The organism is Stanieria cyanosphaera PCC 7437, from assembly GCF_000317575.1.
GTDB lineage: Bacteria > Cyanobacteriota > Cyanobacteriia > Cyanobacteriales > Xenococcaceae > Stanieria > Stanieria cyanosphaera.
This window is the reverse complement of sequence record NC_019748.1, coordinates 3,724,157-3,745,253: the sequence shown is the minus strand read 5'-3', so window position 1 is coordinate 3,745,253 and position 21,097 is coordinate 3,724,157. Positions and strand designations below refer to the sequence as shown.

Here is a 21,097-nt window from a genome sequence, read left to right as displayed (position 1 = left end):
GAGTTATTACCGAATTTTAAGCTTTATTGGTAACAATCTAATTTGCTTCAAGAAGATTGATAGGATCAATGTATTAAAGAGTTTATTACTTTACGGTCTAAACCATGAGTAATTTTATCATTGCTGTTATCAATGGCACTCAAGCCCGTTTTTTTACTTTAGAACCAGCCGAATGGCCTGATTATGAATCGGGTCCTAACTTGATTGAAAATGAAGGTTTATTAAGCGAGGCTAATCAACTTCACGGTCAAGAGTTATGGGCAAATGTTAAAACTGGACGTAATCGTGGTTCTAGTGGTCAAGCTCATAGTTATGACGATCATCGAGACAACCATGCTGTTGAATTTGAAAAACGTTTTGCTCAAAATATTATTAATAAAATTACACAATTAACTCAAACTCATCAAGCGCAACAACTTATTTTGGTGGCTGAACCTCAAATTTTGGGTTTAATTAGAAATACAGTTGCAACTAAACTACCTAAACAACTTAAACAACAAGATTTAGCTAAAGATCTTTGTCATCTTAATTCCAATCAAATTCATAGTTATCTAGCGAAAAAAGAATTATTACCTGCTTGTCACAAAGGTTCATATACATAATAGTTGTTGCATTAATTACTCAAAATTTTTGCTAATTTATGAGCTTAAAAACTCAATTGTGTAATTGATTTCTAGAACTATAGCAATTTTTAAAGTGATGAGATACGCCATTATCAGTGATCAGTTATGAATTATCAATGATGAAGAATCAATAATCAACCATTAACTATCAACAAAAAGTAGGATTTTGACTGTATCTGATGCCAAATTTCAGTTTGGTAAAGTTTTTGCAAAAATTTCTCAAGTAAATCAAGAGCGTAAGGCGGATTTTTAGTTTTGCTGTTAAAACAGATCGCTATATACCTAAAATTTGGTTCGCCTTATGACTTCAACTTTGGTAAAAGTTCCTTTTGTTGACCTCAGTATACAGCATCAACCAATTCAAACCAAAATTGAACAAGCAATCGATCAAGTAATTAAACAGGGAGATTTTATCTTAGGTGAAGCGTTAGCAGAATTTGAAGTTGCTTTTGCTGCTGCTTGTGGTGTTAGTTATGGAGTTGGGGTTGCCTCTGGCACAGATGCGATCGCTCTAGGGTTGCAAGCTTGTGGGATCGGTAAAGGAGATGAAGTTTTAGTTCCTGCCAATACTTTTATCGCGACAATTATTGGTGTTATTTATGCTGGTGCTACACCTGTTTTAGTTGACTGTGACTATGAAACAGCCTTAATTGATTTTGAATCGGCAGCTAAAGCAATTACTCCTCAAACCAAAGCCATTTTACCAGTCCATCTTTACGGACAAATGGTATCTCCAAGTCAACTCAAAGATTTTGCCGATACTTATAATCTAATCATTTTTGAAGATGCTGCTCAAGCTCATTTAGCCGAAAGAGAAGGAATTCGTGCGGGAGCAATTGGATCGGCAGCAGGCTTTAGTTTTTATCCTAGTAAAAATCTTGGTGCATTTGGTAGTGGTGGCATGGTTGTAACGAATAATCAAGCGATCGCAGATAAAGTTCGTAGTCTTCGTAATTATGGCGCACCCCGCAAATATTTTCATACCGAGTTAGGCACAAACAGTCGTCTTGATACTTTACAAGCAGCTATTCTCAACATCAAATTACCTTCTTTATCGGAATGGAATTTAGCCAGAAATAAAGCTGCTCAAGTTTACGATCTAGCTCTTCAACCATTAGAAACTCAAGAAGTTTTTCCAATTAAAAATTACAGTCAATTTGGTCATGTTTATCATCTTTATGTAATTCGTCTCAATCAAAAATTAGCTCAACATCGAGAAAAAATTCAGCAACAACTACAAGAATTAGGTATTCAAACTGGTATTCATTATCCAATTCCTTGTCATCTCCAACCTGCTTATCGTTATTTAGGCTATCAATTAGGAGATTTACCTCAAGCTGAAGCTTTGTGTGAGCAAATTTTATCTTTACCGATGTATCCAGGTTTGGCGCAAGAGCAAATTGCTTTAGTAAACGAACAGTTAGCCAAAGTTATTTATTCTTGCAATAAATCTTAAACTTATTCATATTTTTATTATGCAAATTAATTATAAATTATCTTTTACCTTAGAAAAAAATTTTATTTATTTAATAATTCTAGCGTTATTATCTCTTATTTATGCTCCTGTGCTATTTCATTGGTATGATGGCTGGTTAAACAAAAGTATTGGGATAGAACATGAATATTTTAGTCATGGAATTATCGGAATTCCTTTTGCTTTTTACATTGTTTGGAATCAAAGAAAAAAATGGCAAAGATTACCTAATCAAAGCCATCCTTTAGGATTTATATTATTAATTATTGGTTCAATTTTTTATTTAACAGGTGTAGCAGAATTTGTTAATTTATCTCTACCAATTATTTTAACTGGATTATGCTTATGGTTAAAAGGAATAGCAGGATTTAAACTCAATAGTTTTGCTTTGCTACTGATTGCATTAGCTACTCCTACCTCTTTTCCTTACTTAATTACTCCATTTACTTTACCACTGCAAAAATTTATTGCTGGTTTTGCTGGGTTTATCTTAATTCAATTAGGAATGGATGTAACTGTCGAGCAAATCTACTTAGCTGTAGGAGGAAGATTAGTAGAAGTTGCACCCTATTGTGCAGGATTAAAAATGTTATTTACTAGCTTATACGTAGGATTAATGTTACTTTATTGGACGGGGAATATAGAAAATCGTAAAAAAACAACTTTATTATTAGTTGGAGCAGCACTCATTAGTGTTAGTGCCAATATTATTCGCAATACGATTTTGACATTTTTTCACGGTACAGGTAGAGATCAACTTTTTACCTGGTTTCACGATAGTTGGGGAGGCGATCTTTATTCAGCTTTGATGTTAGCTAGTGTTGTTTTACTACTCAACTTTTTAGACCAGATAGAATCGCTTAAGAGTCAATAAAAATAATTGTAATTGATTCACTATTCGGAGCTACAACTCCTTAAAACAATGAATTTATTTAAACTACAACACAAAGACTCAAAAGCACAAATTATCTTAGTCTTATTATTATTATTTTTATTTATTATTGGAGCAGTTCCTGGATATTTACAAGGAGGTAATTGGAATTGGTTGGATTTACCCCAAGTTGAAAATATTAATCAAATTAGAAATGTTTTAAAAACCGGTTTGGTACTTCCCGATTGGCAAATAATCAAACAACAAGAAGTCAAGATTGGCGGTCATAAATGGTCTGCTCAACTGATGCAAAAACCAAACTCCAAACCTGTCACGCTTCTGTTGCTACCTCAGAGTTATTATCTAAACAAACCAGAAGTAGAATGGATGGATCTTAACGGGATCGAAAGATGGAAAAGCGATTCCTATCGTTCATTAAACTTTACGGTAGAAAATAATTCTGGTTCATCGGTAAAAGCTCGTTTCTTTCGTGCCTGGAATCGTCAACAAACTTTTGCAGTCATTCAATGGTATGCCTTCCCCAATGGAGGTAGTTATTCTCCTGCTCACTGGTTTTGGCAAGATAAATTGGCTCAATTAAGCGATCGCAGAATACCTTGGGTAGCAGTTTGTTTAAAAATTCCGATTGAACCTTTAGGAGAGTTAAACGATGCTCAATTTACTGCTGAATCTCTTGCTAAAACCGTCCAAACTCATCTTGAGCAAACTGTTTTTAACAATAATCAATCATTAATGATTCCTGCTCCTGAACACAATTCTAACTCACTGACAAAATTTGCGAGCTAATAACTTGTCATGGTAACTATTTTTCAACCACAACAACAATCCTCAGCTTCTCTCACGCGGTACACTGCCTTTCAAAGGCGGTGCGGGGTTCACAAGGGGGCGAACTTGGTTCGCCCCACGACCCCTTGCCTGCGCGTGACTAACATTTTACCTGTCAGGAACAATTCTATTCAGTATCAAAAACTGATTTTTCTATCAACTATGGCAGTTTTGTGGTGGAGTTTTAATTTAGCCATCTTAACCAATCCAGCGTTAAGCCAAACTTCAATTGCTGTTTCTAAAAAAGAAAAACCAACTTCTAAACCTACCTTAGCACCTAATTTATCTCCTCTTCCCTCAACGTTTAATTCTGAAAATCCACCTCCAGAAAGTTATTCTCCTGCCGAGTTTAATTACGATGATTCTAAGCAATTTAAAGTTTATCGTCTCAATACCGGAGATGGTGTTAATATCAGTGTTCCTAAATTTTCTGAATTTAATACCATAACTAATCTTGATGAAGAGGGGAATGTCGTTATTCCAATTTTGGGCAGAATTGCTTTAGCAGGATTAAGTTTAACCGAAGCTGAACAAAAAATTAGTTATGAGTTAGGAACTCGTTTTATACAACTACAACCAGAAGTCTTAGTTTCTCTGACTACTCCTCGTCCAGCTAATGTTACAGTCTTAGGCGAGGTATTGAAACCAGGATTTTACTCTTTTGTTTCTGGTTCTCCTCTTACATCAGCTTTATTAGCAGCAGGAGGAACTACTAATGATGCAGACTTGCGCTCAATTATTGTTCGTCGTCCCTTAATTGATGGTTCTGTTTTGGAGGAAAAAATAGATTTTTATACTCCTTTAATTAATAGTCAAAGCTTCCCCAATTTTTATTTGCAAGGAGGAGATACAATTATTGTTTCTCAACTGGAAGTAGGAAAAGACCGCAATTATGACCGCAGTTTAATCGCACAAACTACTTTATCTCAACAAACCATTAATGTTCGGGTTTTAGTTCCTTCAAATACAGGAACAGCTTTTCGTAATTTAGTACTGCCGAATGGAAGTACGTTTATTGATGCTATTGCTTCGCTTCCGCCAGACGATAATCTCTTGGTTGATAATCAAGTTGCACTACTTCGATTCGATCCAGAAAAAGGTGGAATAGTTACTCAAACGCTGAATACTAAAGAAGTAATTCATGGCAATATTGCTCAAAATATTCCTCTTCGGAATGAAGATGTTATCGTAGTTAGTCGTACCTTGTTAGGAAAAATTTACAATGCTTTTAATGTAATTACTCAGCCAATTCGGAGTTTCTTCGGATTTCGTGCCTTTTTCGATAGTTTCTTGGATTAAGTTGCTTGGTTATAGGTAATAACTATTTTTGTATCTATTAAAGATTAATTAATTTACATTAACGTCTGTTGTGGATTTGGCTCGATCACTATGACTCCACCAATTTTAAAACGTTTTCTCATTGCTTTTGAACAACACAAATTATTAGGTTTGTTCATTTTTCTTTTAAGTTTAGGAATATCAGGTATTTTTGCTCTCCAACCCGCTCCTCCAACTCCTGAAACAACCTATAAAGCTAGTGGACAACTTTCGTATAGTAATCCTCCTCCTTTGTTTACTAGTACAGGTGAACAATTACAACAAGCAGGTAGAGAAATTAATGTAGATATTCTGCTCGGCCCAACTACTCAAGAAAGAATTAGACGAAAATTAGCGATTGATAATTCGCAACTAAAACAAATTATCGAACAAAAATTAGAAATTAATGTTCCTGAAGAAGGCAAAAATAAAGGTAATTTAATTACTTTAGATTACAGAAATGCTAATACTCCAGAAGAAGCCGTTAAGGTTTTAGGAATATTTATGCAGGAAATGGTAGAACAAAGTCGTTTGCTCAACACTGCTCAATTAAGCGGTAGAGTAGATGCTTTGAAAAAACGTTTGCAAGAAGTTCAAGGAGAATTAGCTAATGCGGAAGAAGCTTTTTATAGCTTTTTATCTAAAGCAGGAGCAGATTTATTAGCAGTTCAAGACGGTAGTTTATTTAGTGGGATTACTGGTAGTAAACAACAACAACGACAATTAAAATTAATTCTTGACGAAATTGATGGTCAAATCAATAGTATTGTCGAACAATTGGGTTTAAATCCCCAGGAAGCTTACACCGCAGCAGCATTGAGTGCCGATCCGATTTTGAGTAGTTTGCGATCGCAAATTCTGGACATAGAAAGTCAACTCAAACTTAATCAAAAAGACCTTCGTCCCGAACATCCTACCATCGTCGGTTTACAGAAGCAAAAACAAACTGTCGAGCAATTATTTCAAGAAAGAGCGACTGAGGTTTTGGGAGGAGATGGTACATATAAACCTCTACCGAGTCAACTCAGACAAGATAGCAGTCTCGATCCTGCCAGACAACAGTTAGCCAATACTTTGGTAACTCTGCAAACTCAACGAGAAGGAATTCAACGACAGTTAAACTCAGTTGTTAATAATGAACAGGAGTTGCGACAACAATACGAACAGTTTCCCGAACAACAGTTAGAACAAACTCGCTTAGTTCAAGAAGTTGAAACAAAAAGAGCCTTATATCAAACAATTTTAACCGCTTTAGTTGACGCTCAATCAGCAGAAGCGGAAACTACTAGCAGTTTTGCGATCGCTCAAGCACCTGTAGTTCAAGAAGTTACACCTACTACTTTGATCGCTACTAACCGCTTGTTAATTTTAGCTGCTGGAGCGGGAATAGGTTTGGTAGCAGCAGCAGGAACAATCTTTTTACTCGCTACTCTCGATGATCGTTTGTACACTGCTAAAGAAATTAGAGATTTGCTAGGAGAGCGAGAAGTATCGATTTTAGGACAATTGCCTTATGTTGCCTGTTTCGATCTTAGTGGCAGAGAAACTCCAATCCTGGTCGATATTGATTCTGGTTATCTTGGTTTTTATGAAAAAATTCGGAGTAATCTGCGTCGTTTTGCTCCTCAATCTGCCAAAGTGATTTTAATTACTAGTGTTAGTTCCGATGAAGGAAAAAGTGTGACTGCTTACAATTTAGCGATAGCATCTGCTCATGCTGGTAAACGAACTTTACTTTTAGAAGCTGATTTGCGTTTTTCTTCTAATGCCGACCTAATTCAAGTAGAGTTAGACCGAGAAGCTACAGGCGAACCTCTTAATTATTATGGTAATCGTAATGATGCAATTCGTTTAGTACCAGCAATTGCTAATTTATATATAGTTCCTAGTCTTGGTCCTTTACGCCAAGTACCCGCGATAATTGAATCTAATGAATTCCGTCGATTAATTGAAGATGCTAGAGGTAGATTTGATGTAGTAATTATTGATAGTCCTTCTTTATCTAAATATAATGATGCACTTCTAATTGAATCTTTAACCGATGGAATTGTCCTAGTAACTAGGCCAGGAATTATTCAAAGCAGTATGCTAGGAGAAACAATCGATCAGTTTACGGAAACTGATATTCCTTTAATTGGTGTAGTAATTAATGATTTAGAACAAGTAGTCACTGTTCCAGATTTGCAATCTCAAGAGTTGCTTCAAACACAATCTCACACTATTGATAATCAAATCGGTTCACAAATTTAATTTATAGCAGTTCTAATATCAGGTTCGCTTAAACAGTTGAATATGATGATTGACACCGAGACGCAGGGATGGGGAGAGGATTTATTTTAAGTGATGCTCAGGACTTTATCTTAATCGTTGATTAGTAACTGGTAAGAGTTTCTCTAGTTTTTCTCGATCGCTGTCTAATTTGAATACAGTTTAAGCGAAAGTATCACTATGGCAGCGAATGATAATTTTATTTCAGCACCTTACCCTACCATTCCTTCTGGGACTAAAATTGTCAATCGTTATCTTATTCAAGCCATTTTAGGAAAGGGAGGATTAGGAAGGACATATCTAGCATTTGATAGTTATCGTTTTAATGAACCTTGTGTTCTCAAAGAGTTTGCTCCTGTAATGACATCTACTGAGCAAATAGAAAAATCACGGATTTTATTTGAGCGAGAAGCACAAATTCTTTATAACCTAAAACATCCACAAATTCCCCAATTTTATGCTGCTTTTACGGCAGAAAATCGACTCTTTTTAGTACAGCAATACGTTCAGGGCAAATCTTACTATCAATTATTACAACAGCGTTTACGGCAAGGGCAAACTTTTTCAGAACAAGAAATCTTAACTTGGTTGCTAGATTTATTACCAGTTTTAGAATATATCCACGACCGCGGTATTATTCATCGAGATATTTCTCCTGATAATATTATGCAATTGTATGATGAAAAATTACCAATCTTAATTGATTTTGGAGTTGGTAAACAAGCAGTTGTTTCAGAAAAATTTCAGCAAGTATCAAGTGCAGTAGCTCAAAGAACATTTGTTGGCAAAATTGGTTATGCTCCCGAAGAACAAATGAATTTTGGTATTTGTTATCCTTGTAGCGATCTTTATTCTTTAGCAGTTACTGCAATTGTTCTGTTAACGGGAAAACAACCTAATACTTTATTAAATTTATATACCCTTGAGTGGGAATGGCGTTCTTATACTAATATTAGTGATACTTTAAGTCAAGTCTTAGATAAACTTTTAAATCGAAATCCAAAATCTCGTTATCAATCGGCTACAGAAGTTATTTTTGCTCTTCAAGAAATTTCAAATTTAAACAGAAGTGTAATTAAGCCAAATCAACAATTTACAATTGACAAGCCTCAAGTCAACAAAAATATTGTTACAAAATCAAAAAAATCTTTAGAAGAAAATTCAGCAAAACTGACTATAAATCAGAACTACTTTTCTCCTAATGCTAAGATCGTTAAATATTATGAAAAACAACTTGCCTACTATATAGGACCAATAGCAAGTTTAATTATTGAAGAAATTTTAACCAACAATTCTATCGATTCTTATCAGGAATTAATAGAAGCTTTAATGATTAATATTCCTGATGTCAAGCAGCAATTAGAATTTAAACGCAATTTAGTTTAATTTTTTATAATCAATTTACTTATCTACAATAGAGTTATAATATAGCGAATTAAAGTATGAACAATTTATGAATTGTTTATAACTTTTATTTTGTCTAATCCTTATTTGTTTGCTAGCTCAAAAACTACTTGTCTTACCAAAGTAAAAAGCTTAATCTTACAACTAGATAAGACAATGAAAAATAAAATAATATGAGATGAAAAAACACATAAGACGTATTTTTGCTCGCGTTATCGTTGCTTTTTTTGGCACAATTTTGTTAATTGCCCTTATTTTAGTTTTTGAAGCGATTTTTGGGGCTGATAAAAATTGTTCTCCTTTAGAATCTTGGCTAATCTGTCAAATTCGAGAGTCTGTATTATTAAATGTAGTAGAAAGTTTTAGTATTTTAGTAGCTGTATTATTATTTGTCCTAGAGACTCCTGAACGTAACAAACAAGCTCATTATGAAGCTTGGAAAGTGATTGATTCGGCTCATGGTTTAAGAACAAGTTACGCTAGATTACAAGCATTACAAGATTTAAATGAAGATAATGTTAGTCTGAGTGGTTTAAATGCACCAGAAGCAGATTTTCGAGGAATTAATTTGGCTTATGCTGACCTTAGTTATGCTGATTTAAGTGGTGCAGATCTTAGTTATGCTAATCTTAGTCATGCTAAATTGAGTCATGCTAATTTGGTTGAAGCCAAACTCAATAATGCCAACCTTAAAAGTGCTTATTTAACAGGTGCAAATTTGGGTTACGCTAGTTTTATTGAAGCAGAATTACAAGATGTGGATTTTGTCGGAGCTAATCTGTTAGGAACTAATTTTGTCAGGGCTAATCTTTCGCAAGCATACTTTGGCGATGTGAATTTTACAGATTCGATTTTGCGAGATGCTAATCTGAAACAAACTAAATTTTTTGGTGTTGAGAATCTAAATACTACACAAATTAAGACAGCAATTAATTGGCAAGAAGCTATTTACGATACGGCACTACAAAGTAAATTAAAATTAAAAGGATAATTTTTAATAGCTACGATTAAAATTATTATAACTTTACGTAAATACATTAGGACAAGTTTTGAAAGCAGAATCAACACAATCTCTTCTTATTTCAAATTCATTTAATTTTTATTTGATCCAAGTTTTTAAAACAGCCTACTAATTTTCAATTTTTTGCGATCGCAAAAGAGCAAAGTAAAAAGCGCTTAGACGTGTCAGCGACACGCCTATACAAAATGTCCTAATATTTGATATTTTCTCCGTAGTGCTATAGTATAGTCACGTTTAACGGCAATATGCGTAACGCTCTAGAAGTAATAAGAGCGGACTTCAGATTAAAGCTTTATATTTGCAGAGCATCGTATTGTTCTTGTGTAATTCGACCTGCTTGAGATAAAGTTTCTGTAATTTCGGAAATAGTTAAGACTGAATGAGCGCGATAACCTTGCTGTGCTAATCGATCTTTGACTCCGCCTTCGTGATCGATAAAAACAACAATATCTTCGACTGTTAATCCTGCTGATTCTAATTTTGCTGCGCCTTCGATGGCACTTTTGCCACTAATGAGAATATCATCAATTACGACAACCGTTTCTCCTGGATCAAAGTTACCTTCGATGACACGACGAGTACCGTGCGCTTTTACTTCTTTACGAGGAAAAATCATCGGATAATTTAGGTTTAAAGCGAGTCCTGTTGCGGTAGGTAATGCGCCATAGGGAAGTCCTGCAATGCGATCAAAAGTCAAATTTTGCAGAATTTCAGCGTAAGCATTGAGAACCTGATTAAAAATCTGAGGATTAGAAATAATTTTCCTTAAATCAATATAATAAGAAAAAGTTGCTCCAGAAGCTTGAATATAATCCCCAAATAAAAGGCAGCCAATATCAAATAATTGTAAAATTAAGTCTTGATGAGGATGTTGCTGAAGAAAACAAACATTAGTGGTCCAAAGTTGGCAACTAGAACCTTCTTTAATTACTTGCTCTCTGGTTAAATTGATTTCCTGATTTAAATGCTCAACTGCTTCAGCAAGATTAGTTTGAGCCAGATAATCTTGAGGAACAGGAATTAATAAACCATCTCCAGTTTGATTTAAACCAGCCTGAAGAATTTGTTTTAAATCTCCTCCTTCTGCCCAAATACTCCGTAGCAAAATGATTCTTTCAGGAGCGATCGCACGAATTTTTCTTAGTACATTGGGGTTAGTTGTCCCTACTTCTAAACCAAGTTGCTCTAAAGTACCCCAAGATTGGATTTCTCTAACTACTTGTAAATAAAAAGGATTATCTGACGTAGGATATTCTTGTAAAGCGATCGCGCCAGGATTAGAAGTATGACAGAGAATAAAAACTGCTTTATCCGCATAAACCAAAAAAGGTGCAGCATGATCTTGTCCTGCATAGGGAGTTAAGGTAACTGCATCAACTCGCCATTTTTGAAAGATAGTTCGAGCAAAAACTGTACTAGTATTGAGATCGCCATGTTTGGCATCTAAAATTACAGGTATATGGGAAGGAATTGTCGCCAGAACTAAATCGAGTAATTCTAATCCCGCTACACCCAACGCCTGATAAAAACCCAAAGTAGGTTTATAAGCACAAACGCGATCGCCAGTCTGTTCAATGATCCATTGTAACCAAGCTTGTAAACCAGCCATTAAATTACTCGGATTGCCCTGAAGATAAGCTTTTGGAAGCATTTCAGGATTAGGATCAAGTCCTACTACCAACAAACTTCGATTTCGGGCGATCGCTTCCTCTAATTTAGTAAAAAAATTCATAGTTTAAGATGTTTCACAATGAACGGCTAACCAAATACAAGGAGGAGTAATGCTAGTATAATCAACCCGATGTTTTTGATGAGCAGGGATAAAGACGTAATCTCCTGCTACTAGTTTGATTCGGGAATTATCTTCATAACTAAGTTCGGCTTCTCCCTGTAAAAGAATTACCCATTCATCTTGATTTTGATCATAATATTCTCCTGGTGATGTAGTTTGTCCTGTTGAAATAATTCTTTCAATTAAAACCCGATCATTCTTCAGCAAAGATTCAAACAACTCTTCTGAGGGAAGGGAACTAGGAAGCTGAAAAATATTTGCCATATTTAAAGATATCTAGATCTAAAATTTTATTGCGTATTAAGTTTTGCAACCAAATAAAACTTTAAACTCACTCAATAGTGAGTAAGTTACTTTAGTAAACAAAATGGCATATTACTGGTTTAAAGCATTTCACCTCATCGGCGTAGTAGTCTGGTTTGCAGGGTTATTTTATCTAGTGCGTTTATTTGTCTATCATGCAGAAGCATACCAAGAACCAGAACCAGCCCGAACTATTTTAAAAAAACAGTATGAATTAATGGAAAAACGCCTCTACAATATCATTACCACACCTGGAATGTTGGTAACAGTAGCAATGGCGATCGGTTTAATATCTACTGAACCAGAAATTCTCAAGTCAAGCTGGCTACATATTAAATTAGGTTTAGTTTTACTTCTGATTGGCTATCATCACTACTGTAAGAGAATTATGAAACAGTTAGCCAAAGATGAATGTAAATGGACAGGACAACAATTTAGAGCCTTAAATGAAGCTCCTACAATTATGCTAGTTTTAATTGTCTTGCTAGCAGTATTTAAAAATAATCTTCCTCTTGATTTAACAACTTGGTTGATTGTAGCTTTAGTAATTGCGATGGTAGCTAGCATTCAACTCTATGCAAAAAAACGTCGCAAAGATAAAGAAAAATTAGCCCAAAGCGAGTTACAACCAGAGTTAGCATCTACTTCAGTTGAATAATTATTCAGCAGTTCGTTAGTGTAGAGACGTAATATATTACGTCTCTACTCCAGTTGTCTTCTAAATATCATATTCATTAATAAAATTATCTGAATCAAACTGATTGGCATTAACATTAAGAACAGTTGCTAAAACTTCATTACTATCTGTAGTACCAATTAAAACATTCTTGCCACTTTGAGTAATAGTAATTTGTCCAAAAGTTAAACTTCCTGCTAAAGCAATTTGATCTTGGTCAAACACAAAATCTCTAATTTGATCTTGACCTTCTCCTCTTGCTAAAACAAAAATATCATCATCTTCACCGCCAGTTAAAATATCCGAACCTGCACCACCAATGAGAGTATCATCTCCTTTTCCGCCGTTAAGAGTGTCATTGGAAATTCCTCCAGTGAGATAGTCATTATCTTCTCCACCCACTAAAGAGTCAGAACCAGCAGCACCAGTTAAGGTATCATTACCTTCACGACCCTGAAGAATATCGTTACCTGCTTGACCTAATAATGTATCGTTTCCTTCACCACCAAAAAGAGTATCATTACCAGCACCACCATCGAGAAAATCGTTGCCTTCTTCACCAGCATCTAAGCGGTCGTTACCAGCTTGTCCAAAAAGGGTATCGTTACCTTCCCCACCGTTGAGATTATCTACTCCATTACCGCCAAGAAGAGAATCATCTCCTTCTTGTCCTTGAATACTATCATTACCATCTCTACCATTGAGAGTGTCGTTACCTTCACCACCTAAAATACTATCGTTACCATTTGTTCCTACTAAAGAATCATCATCAGCAGTTCCAGGAATTAAAGCCATATTTAAACTCACTTATTTATTTCAGGAAACACTAACTAATGTAGTTATTAAACTTAAATCATTCATGAAAGTTTTATGAGAAAAAATTCATCTATAACTAAATATTTATTGATAAAATCATAGTAATAATTTGCTTAATTTCAATTAATCAAGCAAAGAAATTAAATAAATATTTAATCAAACAAACTAGTTTAATATATTCAAAGCTAAGTTTTATAATTTAAAATTCAAATAATCCTTTACTCTAAAAATGTGGCAAGAAATAGCAAAAGCAATCTCCCAAGCGACAGAAAATAGTTTTGAGATAGAAAATACTCGCTCGGTTGGCGGTGGATGTATTAACCAAGGTTACAAAGTAAGTGGCAATGGTAAGAATTATTTTGTCAAACTTAATCAAGCTTCTCAAATAGAAATGTTTGTGGCTGAAGCTTTGGGTTTAGAACAGATGTATGCAACGCACACGATTATCGTACCGCAACCGATTTGTTGGGGGGTAGCTAGTAATTCTTGTTATCTAGTTTTGGAATGGTTAGATTTAGGAAGTGGTAATTCTCAAGCCTGGTCAGAAATGGGAAAACAATTAGCAGCCATGCATCAAAAGGGAACTACTGACAAGTTTGGTTGGGAAAGAAACAATACAATTGGTTCTACTCCTCAAATTAATCATTGGATGGATAATTGGGCAGATTTTTTTGCCGAACAACGAATTGGTTATCAGTTGAAGTTGGCTAAACGTCGTGGGGGAAGTTTTCCCGATTCTAATCAAGTTGTAGAAACAGTCAGAGAACAATTAGCTGACAGACAACCAGAAGCGTCAATCGTACACGGGGATTTATGGTCAGGAAATGCATCGGTTACTAGAAATGGTCAGCCAGTAATTTTAGATCCTGCTACTTATTATGGCGATCGCGAGGTGGATTTGGCAATGACAGAATTATTTGGTGGTTTTCCTGCTGCTTTTTATCGTGGTTATAATCAATTTTGGCAGTTAGATTCAGGTTATCAACAACGAAAAACGATTTACAATCTTTATCACGTTCTCAATCACTTTAATTTATTTGGTGGTGGCTACAGTTCGCAAGCGAATCGAATGATTTCTCAAATTCTTAAAGATAGTTGATTGTTCATTGATAACTGATAGCCATTAAGTAAGTCAATCTAATTAAACTTAAAATCTACTAATAAACTGTATTCTCTGTTTCCTTTTTTCTTTCCTTATCATTTAATGTTTAGAGCTACTTATTCAAAAACATTGTTGCTGTTGTTTTGCCAATTTGGTTTGAAAATAAGGAGGTATTTCTAATTTAGTTTGTTCGTAAAGTAGATTAAATTGCTGTTGGAAATGTTGGGCAACGGTAGCATTTTTAATAATTAAAAGATTTTCATCATTATTATAATTGGCAGCCTCTGACCAATTGTGTGAGCCAGTAATTACTGTATTGCGATCAATGACAGCAAATTTGTGATGCAGTTTATCTCCTTTAACTAATTGAGCTATTCCTACTGTATTAATTGATTTTTTCCAAGGATTATTATTGGCTTCATATTTACAGCGGTCGCGTAAAGCAACTCCCCACATATCTAATACTTCACTGTAAGAACGTAAAGCAAATTCTGGTTCAAATATGCCTTGAATTTTAACTTGTTTTTGTTGCGCTTGTGCAAGTAAATCGACTAATTTTTGTTCACTAAAAACAAATAAAGCTAAATCAATAGAATTGTCCGCATTGCTAATAGTTTTACCAATTAAACCATTGCTACTCAGTTCCCAATCTTTACTAGGAGAAGTAGGAGAAAATTGTATTTCTACAGTAGTATCATTCCAAACAAGTTGCTGCGGAGAACGATAAGGTTTTGCTAAACCAAACAAACTATCAAAATTTCCGCCAACTCCATCACCCCACATATAATTAAATTCTTCTGTAAATAATCGAGCTAATTGTTGATTATTAATTACTAATAAATTATTAGCGTTACCTCTAGTTTCAAGATTAGTAAAATCTCCATGGATATCACTTAAAGTATAGTTAACCGAGCCAGTTAAAACAATTTTGCGGTCAATAATCATAAACTTATGATGCATCAAACCACTGCCCTTTGAACCATCAGCAGTATCATCAATTAATGGAATACCAGCATTTTTAAAAATTATTAAAGCATCGCCTTGAGCAATTTCAGAATTACTAAGTCTTCCATCTTGATTACTATCTATTAAAGCTAAAAAATCTTGATATTTAGAGCGATCGCGACTTGCTAGTCGATTTACTTCTGTTAAACTTAATTGACTAAGAGGAAGACTATAGTTATTTTCCAAAATAACTCTGACTTTAACTCCTGAGCGATATTTTTGAACTAAAGCTTTAGCTATTTTAGGTAGTTTAAATTCTTGTACAGCTAAATCTATACTAGATTGGGCAGCATTAATTTCTTTCAAAATAACAGCTTCTAAATCATCTCCTGGTCGAGTAATCTTACGATAAGGATCAGTATAACTATTGCCTAAATCCGCTTGATAATTAAAATAAACTTGAATAAATTGATCTTGTTTCAAATTAATAGTTTTAGAACTACTTGAATGGCAAGCTGAAACAAAACTAGATAAAATCAAGCAATAAATTATTAAATATTTAGACATAGACAAATTAGTTTAAATAAAATCAAATTAAGTCTTAATTAAACTATTAACAAACGACCAACCATCATAACTCTTAAATCAATAATTATTGCTCAAACAATTGCCAAAGTAGACAGTAAACATAGTCGAGGTGATAAGATACCTGAAGCTCTAATCGCTTTTGTTGATAAGCCTAAATTAGGTAAAGATAGACTATGTTAACTTTCAAGATTAATCGCCTCAAAGTTAGTTTTTTAACTTGCTTAAGCCTAGCCTCGATTTTAATAATCTCTCCTTCACTCAAAGCACAACCCACCCCAGAAAACCCCTCAGCACCCCCTACCGAAGATTTATCTGACCCTAACAATCTTCGTCCTCTAACTCAAGCAGATAGTATTTTGAGTCTTCAAGGAGGTCAAAAATTGATGTCTGAAGCCAAAACAGCGATTGAAGCAGAACAATATGATGTTGCTGCCGAAAAATTGCAAAAAGCTCGTCAAGTTTTTAATCAATTGTCTAATTTTTACCTTCAACTTTTTGATAGTTTCTCTGGAATTGACAACCGTATCGCCGAAGGACAAAGACAAAAAGCTTTGGAAACTGGACAGATGCGAGATGAAGCTACCTATCAACTAGCTTTAGTTCATCGCGCACAAAATCAACCAGAGTTATCTGTACCATTATTAATTCAGGTAGTTAAATCTCAAAATCCTACCACTGAGCTAGGTAAAAAAGCTTATCAACAATTGTTTGAAATTGGCTTTGTTGAAGATGCTTTCCCTACTTCCAACTCCACTAAGTAATTTTTAATTAACTTCGAGTTAGTTAAATACGTCAAAATAATTGAAGTAATTGCTATCTCAATCAAGGAAAGTTTATGATTAACTTGGAATTAGTTGAAACAATGATCAAAGAAAAGCTACCTGATGCTCAAGTAACAGTAAGAGATTTAACAGGTGGTGGTGATCATCTTGAAGCGATCGTTGTATCTGCTGAATTTGAAGGAAAAAGTAGAGTTAAACAACATCAACTTGTGTATGGAGCATTACAAGAAGCAATGGCATCGGAAGCTATTCATGCTCTAGCTTTAAAAACTTACACTCCTCAAGCTTGGCAAGCAACAGGTCAACTTGTTTAAATTTTAAGTAAGTTTATAGTATTAGTGACCATCAAGCTGAAAATTTTTTTGTAGTTTTTTCAATTTGTGGAAAGGAATTATGAGTACTGCCGTAAAAGATAGAATCGATCAATTAATTAATAACAACAAAATTTTGGTCTTTATGAAAGGCTCAAAACTAATGCCTCAATGTGGTTTCTCTAATAATGTAGTGCAAATTCTTAATACTTTAGGTGTTCCCTATGAAACAGTAGATGTACTAGCAGATCTGGAAATTCGTCAAGGTATTAAAGAATATTCTAACTGGCCTACTATTCCCCAAGTTTATATCAACGGAGAATTTGTCGGTGGTTCAGATATTATGATTGAACTCTATCAAAGTGGTGAACTGCAACAAATGGTAGAAGTAGCTCTCGCTTCTTAAAAACCGTTTACTTAAAGGGGAAGCAAATTGAACAGTACCAAATACTTAGCGATTATAATTGAGCTAGTAAATTGCTATATAAATGGTTACTAATCAATACCACCCCTTTTATTTAGCTAATAATAATCTGATTCTGGTTGGGGCATCGATAACTCAAAATTGGAAGGATCGCGAAGAAATCGAAATGCTTCTTCTTCTAAGCGATTAATTTGATATGCCTCAATGTTATTGCTATGTCGCAGACAAGCAAGATAACCTTCCATATACATTCTAATTTCTTCAAAACGATAACCTCTTTGCCATAGATCAACCATGGCATCGGTGAGTTTTTGGTAATAACGTATAGTTTGACTATTTTGGAGCATCATTTTTTTTACCTGGTTTGGAGCTATACAGAAAAATTAAATTTTAATTAAACTATTGAAAATAGTCTTGGTTAGAGTAGGCGTTTATATATAAACTGCGATCTTGAGTTAGTTTGTGTGAATTGGATTAAATTGTTTCACTATAAATTTATTTTACCTAGTTAACAAAGCTCAGATTGGGGTAATTTTGTTTTATTTTTAGAAATTTGTTCTCTATTGCAGCTTTTTTGTGGAACTTGAAGCAATTGTCATGATTCTAATAAAATGATGCTTTGAATAACTCTTTTTATAATACAATTGAACTAAAATTTAGTCATTTATATAATTATTTTTTATGAAACTTATTTGTAGTCAAAGCGATCTTAATAGCAATTTGTCCTTGGTAAGTCGAATAGTTCCTTCTCGTCCCGAACCTTTGGTATTAGGCAATGTACTTGTTATTGCCGATGACACAACTCAAAAAGTCAGTTTAACTGTTTTTGATGGAAATTTAGCAATTCGGACAAGTTTTAATGCTGAAGTTAGTGAAGGAGGTTCAATTACTTTACCGGCTAAACTATTTAACGATATTGTGTCTAAGTTACCAGAAATGGAAATTAACTTAGATGTAAATACTTCTGTTGAAGATAGCTTATCAAATGCTACTTTAGGAAGCGAACAAAATATTGTTGCTATCTTAAGTTCTCCTTCAGGAAAATATCAACTTTCTGGAATTGATGCTTCAGAATTTCCTGAACTTCCTACTATTAATACTGAAGAAGAAAACGCATCATCTGAATTAAATATAGAAGAACAAAATGTTTGCACCGTTTTACTACCAGTATCTGCATTAACAGAAGGTTTAAAATGCTGTTTGTTTGCTGCTAGTACCGAATTATCAAAACAAATTTTGACAGGTATTCATTTTAAAACCCAGAAAGATGATTTTGTGATAGATAGTTTAGAATTTGCTGCCACCGATAGTCATCGTTTAGCAGTAGTACAAACTCCTTTAGAAGTTCCAGAAACTTCTGAAGTAGAACCTACATCAGCCGAAGAATCCTTAGCAAAAACAACAAATCTTGTTAAAGATTTTGCTGTTACAATTCCTGCTAAAGCTTTAAGAGAATTAGAAAGAATTTTAGTTAATAGCCCAGCAGATCAAACTATTAAATTTAGTTTTGATGAAACTCAGGTTATTTTTGAATTAGGAGATAAACGTTTAAGCAGTTTGAAATTAACAGGTTCTTATCCTGCTTATAATCAATTAATTCCAAGTAATTTTAGTCGACAAATGATAGTAGATCGTAAACGACTAATAAATAGTTTAGAATTGGTAGCAGTTTTAGCTCAAAAAAATAATGTTGTTAAATTTAGTCTTGATAGTGAAGCTCAACAGTTATTTCTCTCTGTTGATGCTAGAGATGTAGGCAATGCTAAAGAAGCTTTACCTGCGGAAATAATTGGTGAAAGTATTGATATTGCTTTTAATATTAAATATTTAATGGATGGACTAAAAGCAATGCCTGCTTCAGAAATTAAAATGCAATTGAATGAATGGAATCAACCTGTGATTTTTACTCCTGTAGGTGGTTTTAAAATGACTTATTTAGTAATGCCTGTACAACTTAGAAATTAAATTAAAATTCCTTGCTGGTGGTATGTCTTACGAATCTAGACTAAATAATTTTTCAAGTAAAATAATTAATCCAACTTATATAGCTTTATTTGTCTCTTTAATACTTCATTTTTTAGTTTATAAGTATGGATTACCTAATTTTTCGCTCCAAGATAAAAATCCACTTGGAAGAATTAATGTGCCTGTAATCGAACTAACTCCTGAAGAAGAAGCTCGTTTACCTAATTTAAATCTTGAACTAGACGTACCAGAATTTAATACCACGCCTTTAGACAATGGCGTTCAATCATTTGCTTTACCACCTAGTATTGGACCTAATGGCAATTTGTATCCAGATTTAGTACCTATTCCTTTACCACCGCCACCAAACTTTAATTTACCTCCTTTACCGCCTCTTCCTCCTTTACCAAGTACTGATATCAAATTACCACCTATAGGTGATTTCTCTTCTTTACCTTTACCACCGCCTTTACCTCCTTTAGAATCTGATTCTCAAACAAATCCAGCAATCAAACCACCAGCAACTATCCAAGCACCGCCAGAAAAACTTCCAGAAGCTCAAAAGCCTGAAGTTAATCCTCCTCAACCTCAACCTAAACCGCCAGAAAAACCAGCAACACAACCAAATTCTCAGCAAATTGCAGCACAACGTCAGCAAAGACTAAATAAAAATGTGCGTGATTTAAGTAGTAGTTTGCAGAAGAAAGAAGGTGGCAGTACTGATGAAGATGCCAGAAAAAATTATGTCGCTTGGCTCAATCAAATTAAAACAGTCAATCCAGAAATCATGGTGATTGAAGGAACTTATCCCCGTGATGCTTGTATTCGTCGTTTAGAAGGAACAAGTGTTTATGGAGTGGTAGTTGATGCTAGTGGTCAAGTATTGGCTTTGGAATTGATTAAAGGCTCAGAATATCCTATTTTTAACGAACAAGCGAGTCAAGCTTTAAGCGATCGCAAATTCAACAATCAAACCAATCAACCCAAACCTTATCAAGTAACTGTTAACTATCAGTATGACGCAGAAATTTGTCCTTCTTTAACTCTTCCTTCTTTAAGAAAAGAACAGGAAACTAAACCAGAAACGCCTTTATCTCCTCAAAAACCACAAAATATCGAAAAACCGCCTCAACCAGCTTCAAATCAAAGAGAACCAAATTCTAAGCCAGTCGAAAATAATAATCAAGGTAATCAAACTCCTGAAGCAAAACCGCCTGCTAATCCTCCTCAACCTCAACCCATCAATCAAACTCCTGAAGCAAAACCGCCTGCTAATCCTCCTCAACCTCAACCCATCAATCAAACTCCTGAAGCAAAACCGCCTGCTAATCCTTCTCAACCTCAACCGCTCAATCAAACTCCTGAAGCAAAACCGCCTGCTAATCCTCCTCAACCTCAACCGCTCAATCAAACTCCTGAAGCAAAACCGCCTGCTAATCCTCCTCAACCATCAGCACAGTAGTATCTAGCAATCTTTAAAAAGCTCAAGTTCTACCGAGCGTAAAGTCAACAAAAAAACCAATTTGTCGCATTCTTAAGATAAGATTAGCCAAATGTAACAAAATGCAA

Annotated in this window: 20 protein-coding genes; 15 read left to right on the top strand and 5 right to left on the bottom strand. The window is 34.5% G+C overall.

Translation table 11 applies throughout. The annotated features are described in order from the left end of the window. Positions 1 to 104: 104 nt before the first annotated feature. From STA7437_RS16260 to STA7437_RS16225, 8 genes are all read left to right on the top strand, one after another. Complete coding sequence (locus STA7437_RS16260) at positions 105 to 602, top strand: host attachment protein (protein WP_015194480.1); 498 nt, start codon at positions 105 to 107, stop codon at positions 600 to 602. A gap of 322 nt (positions 603 to 924) precedes the next feature. Continuing rightward, positions 925 to 2,079, top strand: coding sequence for a DegT/DnrJ/EryC1/StrS family aminotransferase (locus STA7437_RS16255; RefSeq protein ID WP_015194479.1), 1,155 nt, complete (start codon positions 925 to 927; stop codon positions 2,077 to 2,079). A gap of 19 nt (positions 2,080 to 2,098) precedes the next feature. Beyond that, positions 2,099 to 2,971: a cyanoexosortase B gene (gene crtB, locus STA7437_RS16250; protein ID WP_015194478.1), complete on the top strand. Its 873-nt coding sequence runs from the start codon at positions 2,099 to 2,101 to the stop codon at positions 2,969 to 2,971. Positions 2,972 to 3,019: 48 nt separating this feature from the next. Next, positions 3,020 to 3,775, top strand: a complete 756-nt coding sequence (locus tag STA7437_RS16245) for a cyanoexosortase B system-associated protein (protein WP_015194477.1) — start codon at positions 3,020 to 3,022, stop codon at positions 3,773 to 3,775. A 201-nt stretch (positions 3,776 to 3,976) separates the two neighbouring features. Next, positions 3,977 to 5,113 carry a polysaccharide biosynthesis/export family protein gene (locus STA7437_RS16240; protein WP_150109082.1) on the top strand — a complete coding sequence of 379 codons (1,137 nt, stop codon included), beginning with the start codon at positions 3,977 to 3,979 and terminating at the stop codon, positions 5,111 to 5,113. 90 nt (positions 5,114 to 5,203) lie between these two features. Next, positions 5,204 to 7,381 carry a GumC family protein gene (locus STA7437_RS16235; protein ID WP_015194475.1) on the top strand — a complete coding sequence of 726 codons (2,178 nt, stop codon included), beginning with the start codon at positions 5,204 to 5,206 and terminating at the stop codon, positions 7,379 to 7,381. A gap of 198 nt (positions 7,382 to 7,579) precedes the next feature. Further along, complete coding sequence (locus tag STA7437_RS16230; RefSeq protein ID WP_015194474.1) at positions 7,580 to 8,785, top strand: serine/threonine-protein kinase; 1,206 nt, start codon at positions 7,580 to 7,582, stop codon at positions 8,783 to 8,785. Between the two features lie 196 nt (positions 8,786 to 8,981). Further along, complete coding sequence (locus STA7437_RS16225; RefSeq protein ID WP_015194473.1) at positions 8,982 to 9,794, top strand: pentapeptide repeat-containing protein; 813 nt, start codon at positions 8,982 to 8,984, stop codon at positions 9,792 to 9,794. A 322-nt stretch (positions 9,795 to 10,116) separates the two neighbouring features. On the opposite strand, the gene STA7437_RS16220 is transcribed toward STA7437_RS16225, so the two are convergent. Continuing rightward, positions 10,117 to 11,556, bottom strand: a complete 1,440-nt coding sequence (locus STA7437_RS16220) for a bifunctional orotidine-5'-phosphate decarboxylase/orotate phosphoribosyltransferase (protein ID WP_015194472.1) — start codon at positions 11,554 to 11,556, stop codon at positions 10,117 to 10,119. A 3-nt stretch (positions 11,557 to 11,559) separates the two neighbouring features. After that, positions 11,560 to 11,880 (bottom strand): cupin domain-containing protein, encoded by a 321-nt coding sequence (locus STA7437_RS16215; RefSeq protein ID WP_015194471.1) that lies wholly within the window; start codon positions 11,878 to 11,880, stop codon positions 11,560 to 11,562. 103 nt (positions 11,881 to 11,983) lie between these two features. Here STA7437_RS16215 and hemJ point away from each other — a divergent pair, with 103 nt between their 5' ends. After that, positions 11,984 to 12,577, top strand: coding sequence for a protoporphyrinogen oxidase HemJ (gene hemJ, locus STA7437_RS16210; RefSeq protein ID WP_015194470.1), 594 nt, complete (start codon positions 11,984 to 11,986; stop codon positions 12,575 to 12,577). Between the two features lie 60 nt (positions 12,578 to 12,637). Here the strand turns inward: hemJ and STA7437_RS16205 are convergent, their stop codons facing one another. Further along, positions 12,638 to 13,390, bottom strand: a complete 753-nt coding sequence (locus STA7437_RS16205; protein ID WP_015194469.1) for a calcium-binding protein — start codon at positions 13,388 to 13,390, stop codon at positions 12,638 to 12,640. A 250-nt stretch (positions 13,391 to 13,640) separates the two neighbouring features. Here STA7437_RS16205 and STA7437_RS16200 point away from each other — a divergent pair, with 250 nt between their 5' ends. Continuing rightward, positions 13,641 to 14,510: a fructosamine kinase family protein gene (locus STA7437_RS16200; protein WP_015194468.1), complete on the top strand. Its 870-nt coding sequence runs from the start codon at positions 13,641 to 13,643 to the stop codon at positions 14,508 to 14,510. Positions 14,511 to 14,633: 123 nt separating this feature from the next. Here STA7437_RS16200 and STA7437_RS16195 read toward each other — a convergent pair whose 3' ends face one another. Next, on the bottom strand, positions 14,634 to 15,941 hold the full coding sequence (locus tag STA7437_RS16195) for a phospholipase D-like domain-containing protein (RefSeq protein WP_245562041.1): 1,308 nt from the start codon (positions 15,939 to 15,941) through the stop codon (positions 14,634 to 14,636). Between the two features lie 278 nt (positions 15,942 to 16,219). Between STA7437_RS16195 and STA7437_RS16190 the strand changes: the two genes are divergently transcribed. From STA7437_RS16190 to grxD, 3 genes are all read left to right on the top strand, one after another. Next, the gene (locus STA7437_RS16190) at positions 16,220 to 16,807 is read left to right on the top strand and encodes a hypothetical protein (RefSeq protein ID WP_015194466.1); all 588 of its coding nucleotides are present in this window, start codon (positions 16,220 to 16,222) and stop codon (positions 16,805 to 16,807) included. A gap of 74 nt (positions 16,808 to 16,881) precedes the next feature. Continuing rightward, positions 16,882 to 17,142, top strand: coding sequence for a BolA family protein (locus STA7437_RS16185; protein WP_015194465.1), 261 nt, complete (start codon positions 16,882 to 16,884; stop codon positions 17,140 to 17,142). A 79-nt stretch (positions 17,143 to 17,221) separates the two neighbouring features. Further along, positions 17,222 to 17,545, top strand: a complete 324-nt coding sequence (gene grxD / locus STA7437_RS16180) for a Grx4 family monothiol glutaredoxin (RefSeq protein WP_015194464.1) — start codon at positions 17,222 to 17,224, stop codon at positions 17,543 to 17,545. A gap of 116 nt (positions 17,546 to 17,661) precedes the next feature. On the opposite strand, the gene STA7437_RS16175 is transcribed toward grxD, so the two are convergent. Further along, complete coding sequence (locus tag STA7437_RS16175) at positions 17,662 to 17,910, bottom strand: DUF6761 family protein (RefSeq protein WP_041620090.1); 249 nt, start codon at positions 17,908 to 17,910, stop codon at positions 17,662 to 17,664. Between the two features lie 334 nt (positions 17,911 to 18,244). On the opposite strand from STA7437_RS16175, the gene dnaN reads away from it, so the two are divergent. Both dnaN and STA7437_RS16165 read left to right on the top strand, forming a co-directional pair. Continuing rightward, a complete protein-coding gene (gene dnaN, locus STA7437_RS16170) occupies positions 18,245 to 19,528 on the top strand; it encodes a DNA polymerase III subunit beta (RefSeq protein ID WP_015194462.1) in 1,284 nt (427 codons plus the stop codon). Positions 19,529 to 19,706: 178 nt separating this feature from the next. Continuing rightward, on the top strand, positions 19,707 to 20,990 hold the full coding sequence (locus STA7437_RS16165; RefSeq protein ID WP_171815458.1) for an energy transducer TonB: 1,284 nt from the start codon (positions 19,707 to 19,709) through the stop codon (positions 20,988 to 20,990). The last annotated feature ends 107 nt before the right edge of the window (positions 20,991 to 21,097 follow it).

Coding starts and splice junctions, on each gene's coding strand:
- hemJ (WP_015194470.1), top strand. CDS start 11,984: ATGGCATATTACTGGTTTAAAGCATTTCACCTCATCGGCGTAGTAGTC.
- STA7437_RS16205 (WP_015194469.1), bottom strand. CDS start 13,390: ATGGCTTTAATTCCTGGAACTGCTGATGATGATTCTTTAGTAGGAACA.
- STA7437_RS16260 (WP_015194480.1), top strand. CDS start 105: ATGAGTAATTTTATCATTGCTGTTATCAATGGCACTCAAGCCCGTTTT.
- STA7437_RS16220 (WP_015194472.1), bottom strand. CDS start 11,556: ATGAATTTTTTTACTAAATTAGAGGAAGCGATCGCCCGAAATCGAAGT.
- dnaN (WP_015194462.1), top strand. CDS start 18,245: ATGAAACTTATTTGTAGTCAAAGCGATCTTAATAGCAATTTGTCCTTG.
- STA7437_RS16255 (WP_015194479.1), top strand. CDS start 925: ATGACTTCAACTTTGGTAAAAGTTCCTTTTGTTGACCTCAGTATACAG.
- STA7437_RS16230 (WP_015194474.1), top strand. CDS start 7,580: ATGGCAGCGAATGATAATTTTATTTCAGCACCTTACCCTACCATTCCT.
- crtB (WP_015194478.1), top strand. CDS start 2,099: ATGCAAATTAATTATAAATTATCTTTTACCTTAGAAAAAAATTTTATT.
- STA7437_RS16215 (WP_015194471.1), bottom strand. CDS start 11,880: ATGGCAAATATTTTTCAGCTTCCTAGTTCCCTTCCCTCAGAAGAGTTG.
- STA7437_RS16185 (WP_015194465.1), top strand. CDS start 16,882: ATGATTAACTTGGAATTAGTTGAAACAATGATCAAAGAAAAGCTACCT.
- STA7437_RS16245 (WP_015194477.1), top strand. CDS start 3,020: ATGAATTTATTTAAACTACAACACAAAGACTCAAAAGCACAAATTATC.
- STA7437_RS16175 (WP_041620090.1), bottom strand. CDS start 17,910: ATGCTCCAAAATAGTCAAACTATACGTTATTACCAAAAACTCACCGAT.
- STA7437_RS16200 (WP_015194468.1), top strand. CDS start 13,641: ATGTGGCAAGAAATAGCAAAAGCAATCTCCCAAGCGACAGAAAATAGT.
- STA7437_RS16190 (WP_015194466.1), top strand. CDS start 16,220: ATGTTAACTTTCAAGATTAATCGCCTCAAAGTTAGTTTTTTAACTTGC.
- grxD (WP_015194464.1), top strand. CDS start 17,222: ATGAGTACTGCCGTAAAAGATAGAATCGATCAATTAATTAATAACAAC.
- STA7437_RS16225 (WP_015194473.1), top strand. CDS start 8,982: ATGAAAAAACACATAAGACGTATTTTTGCTCGCGTTATCGTTGCTTTT.
- STA7437_RS16235 (WP_015194475.1), top strand. CDS start 5,204: ATGACTCCACCAATTTTAAAACGTTTTCTCATTGCTTTTGAACAACAC.
- STA7437_RS16240 (WP_150109082.1), top strand. CDS start 3,977: ATGGCAGTTTTGTGGTGGAGTTTTAATTTAGCCATCTTAACCAATCCA.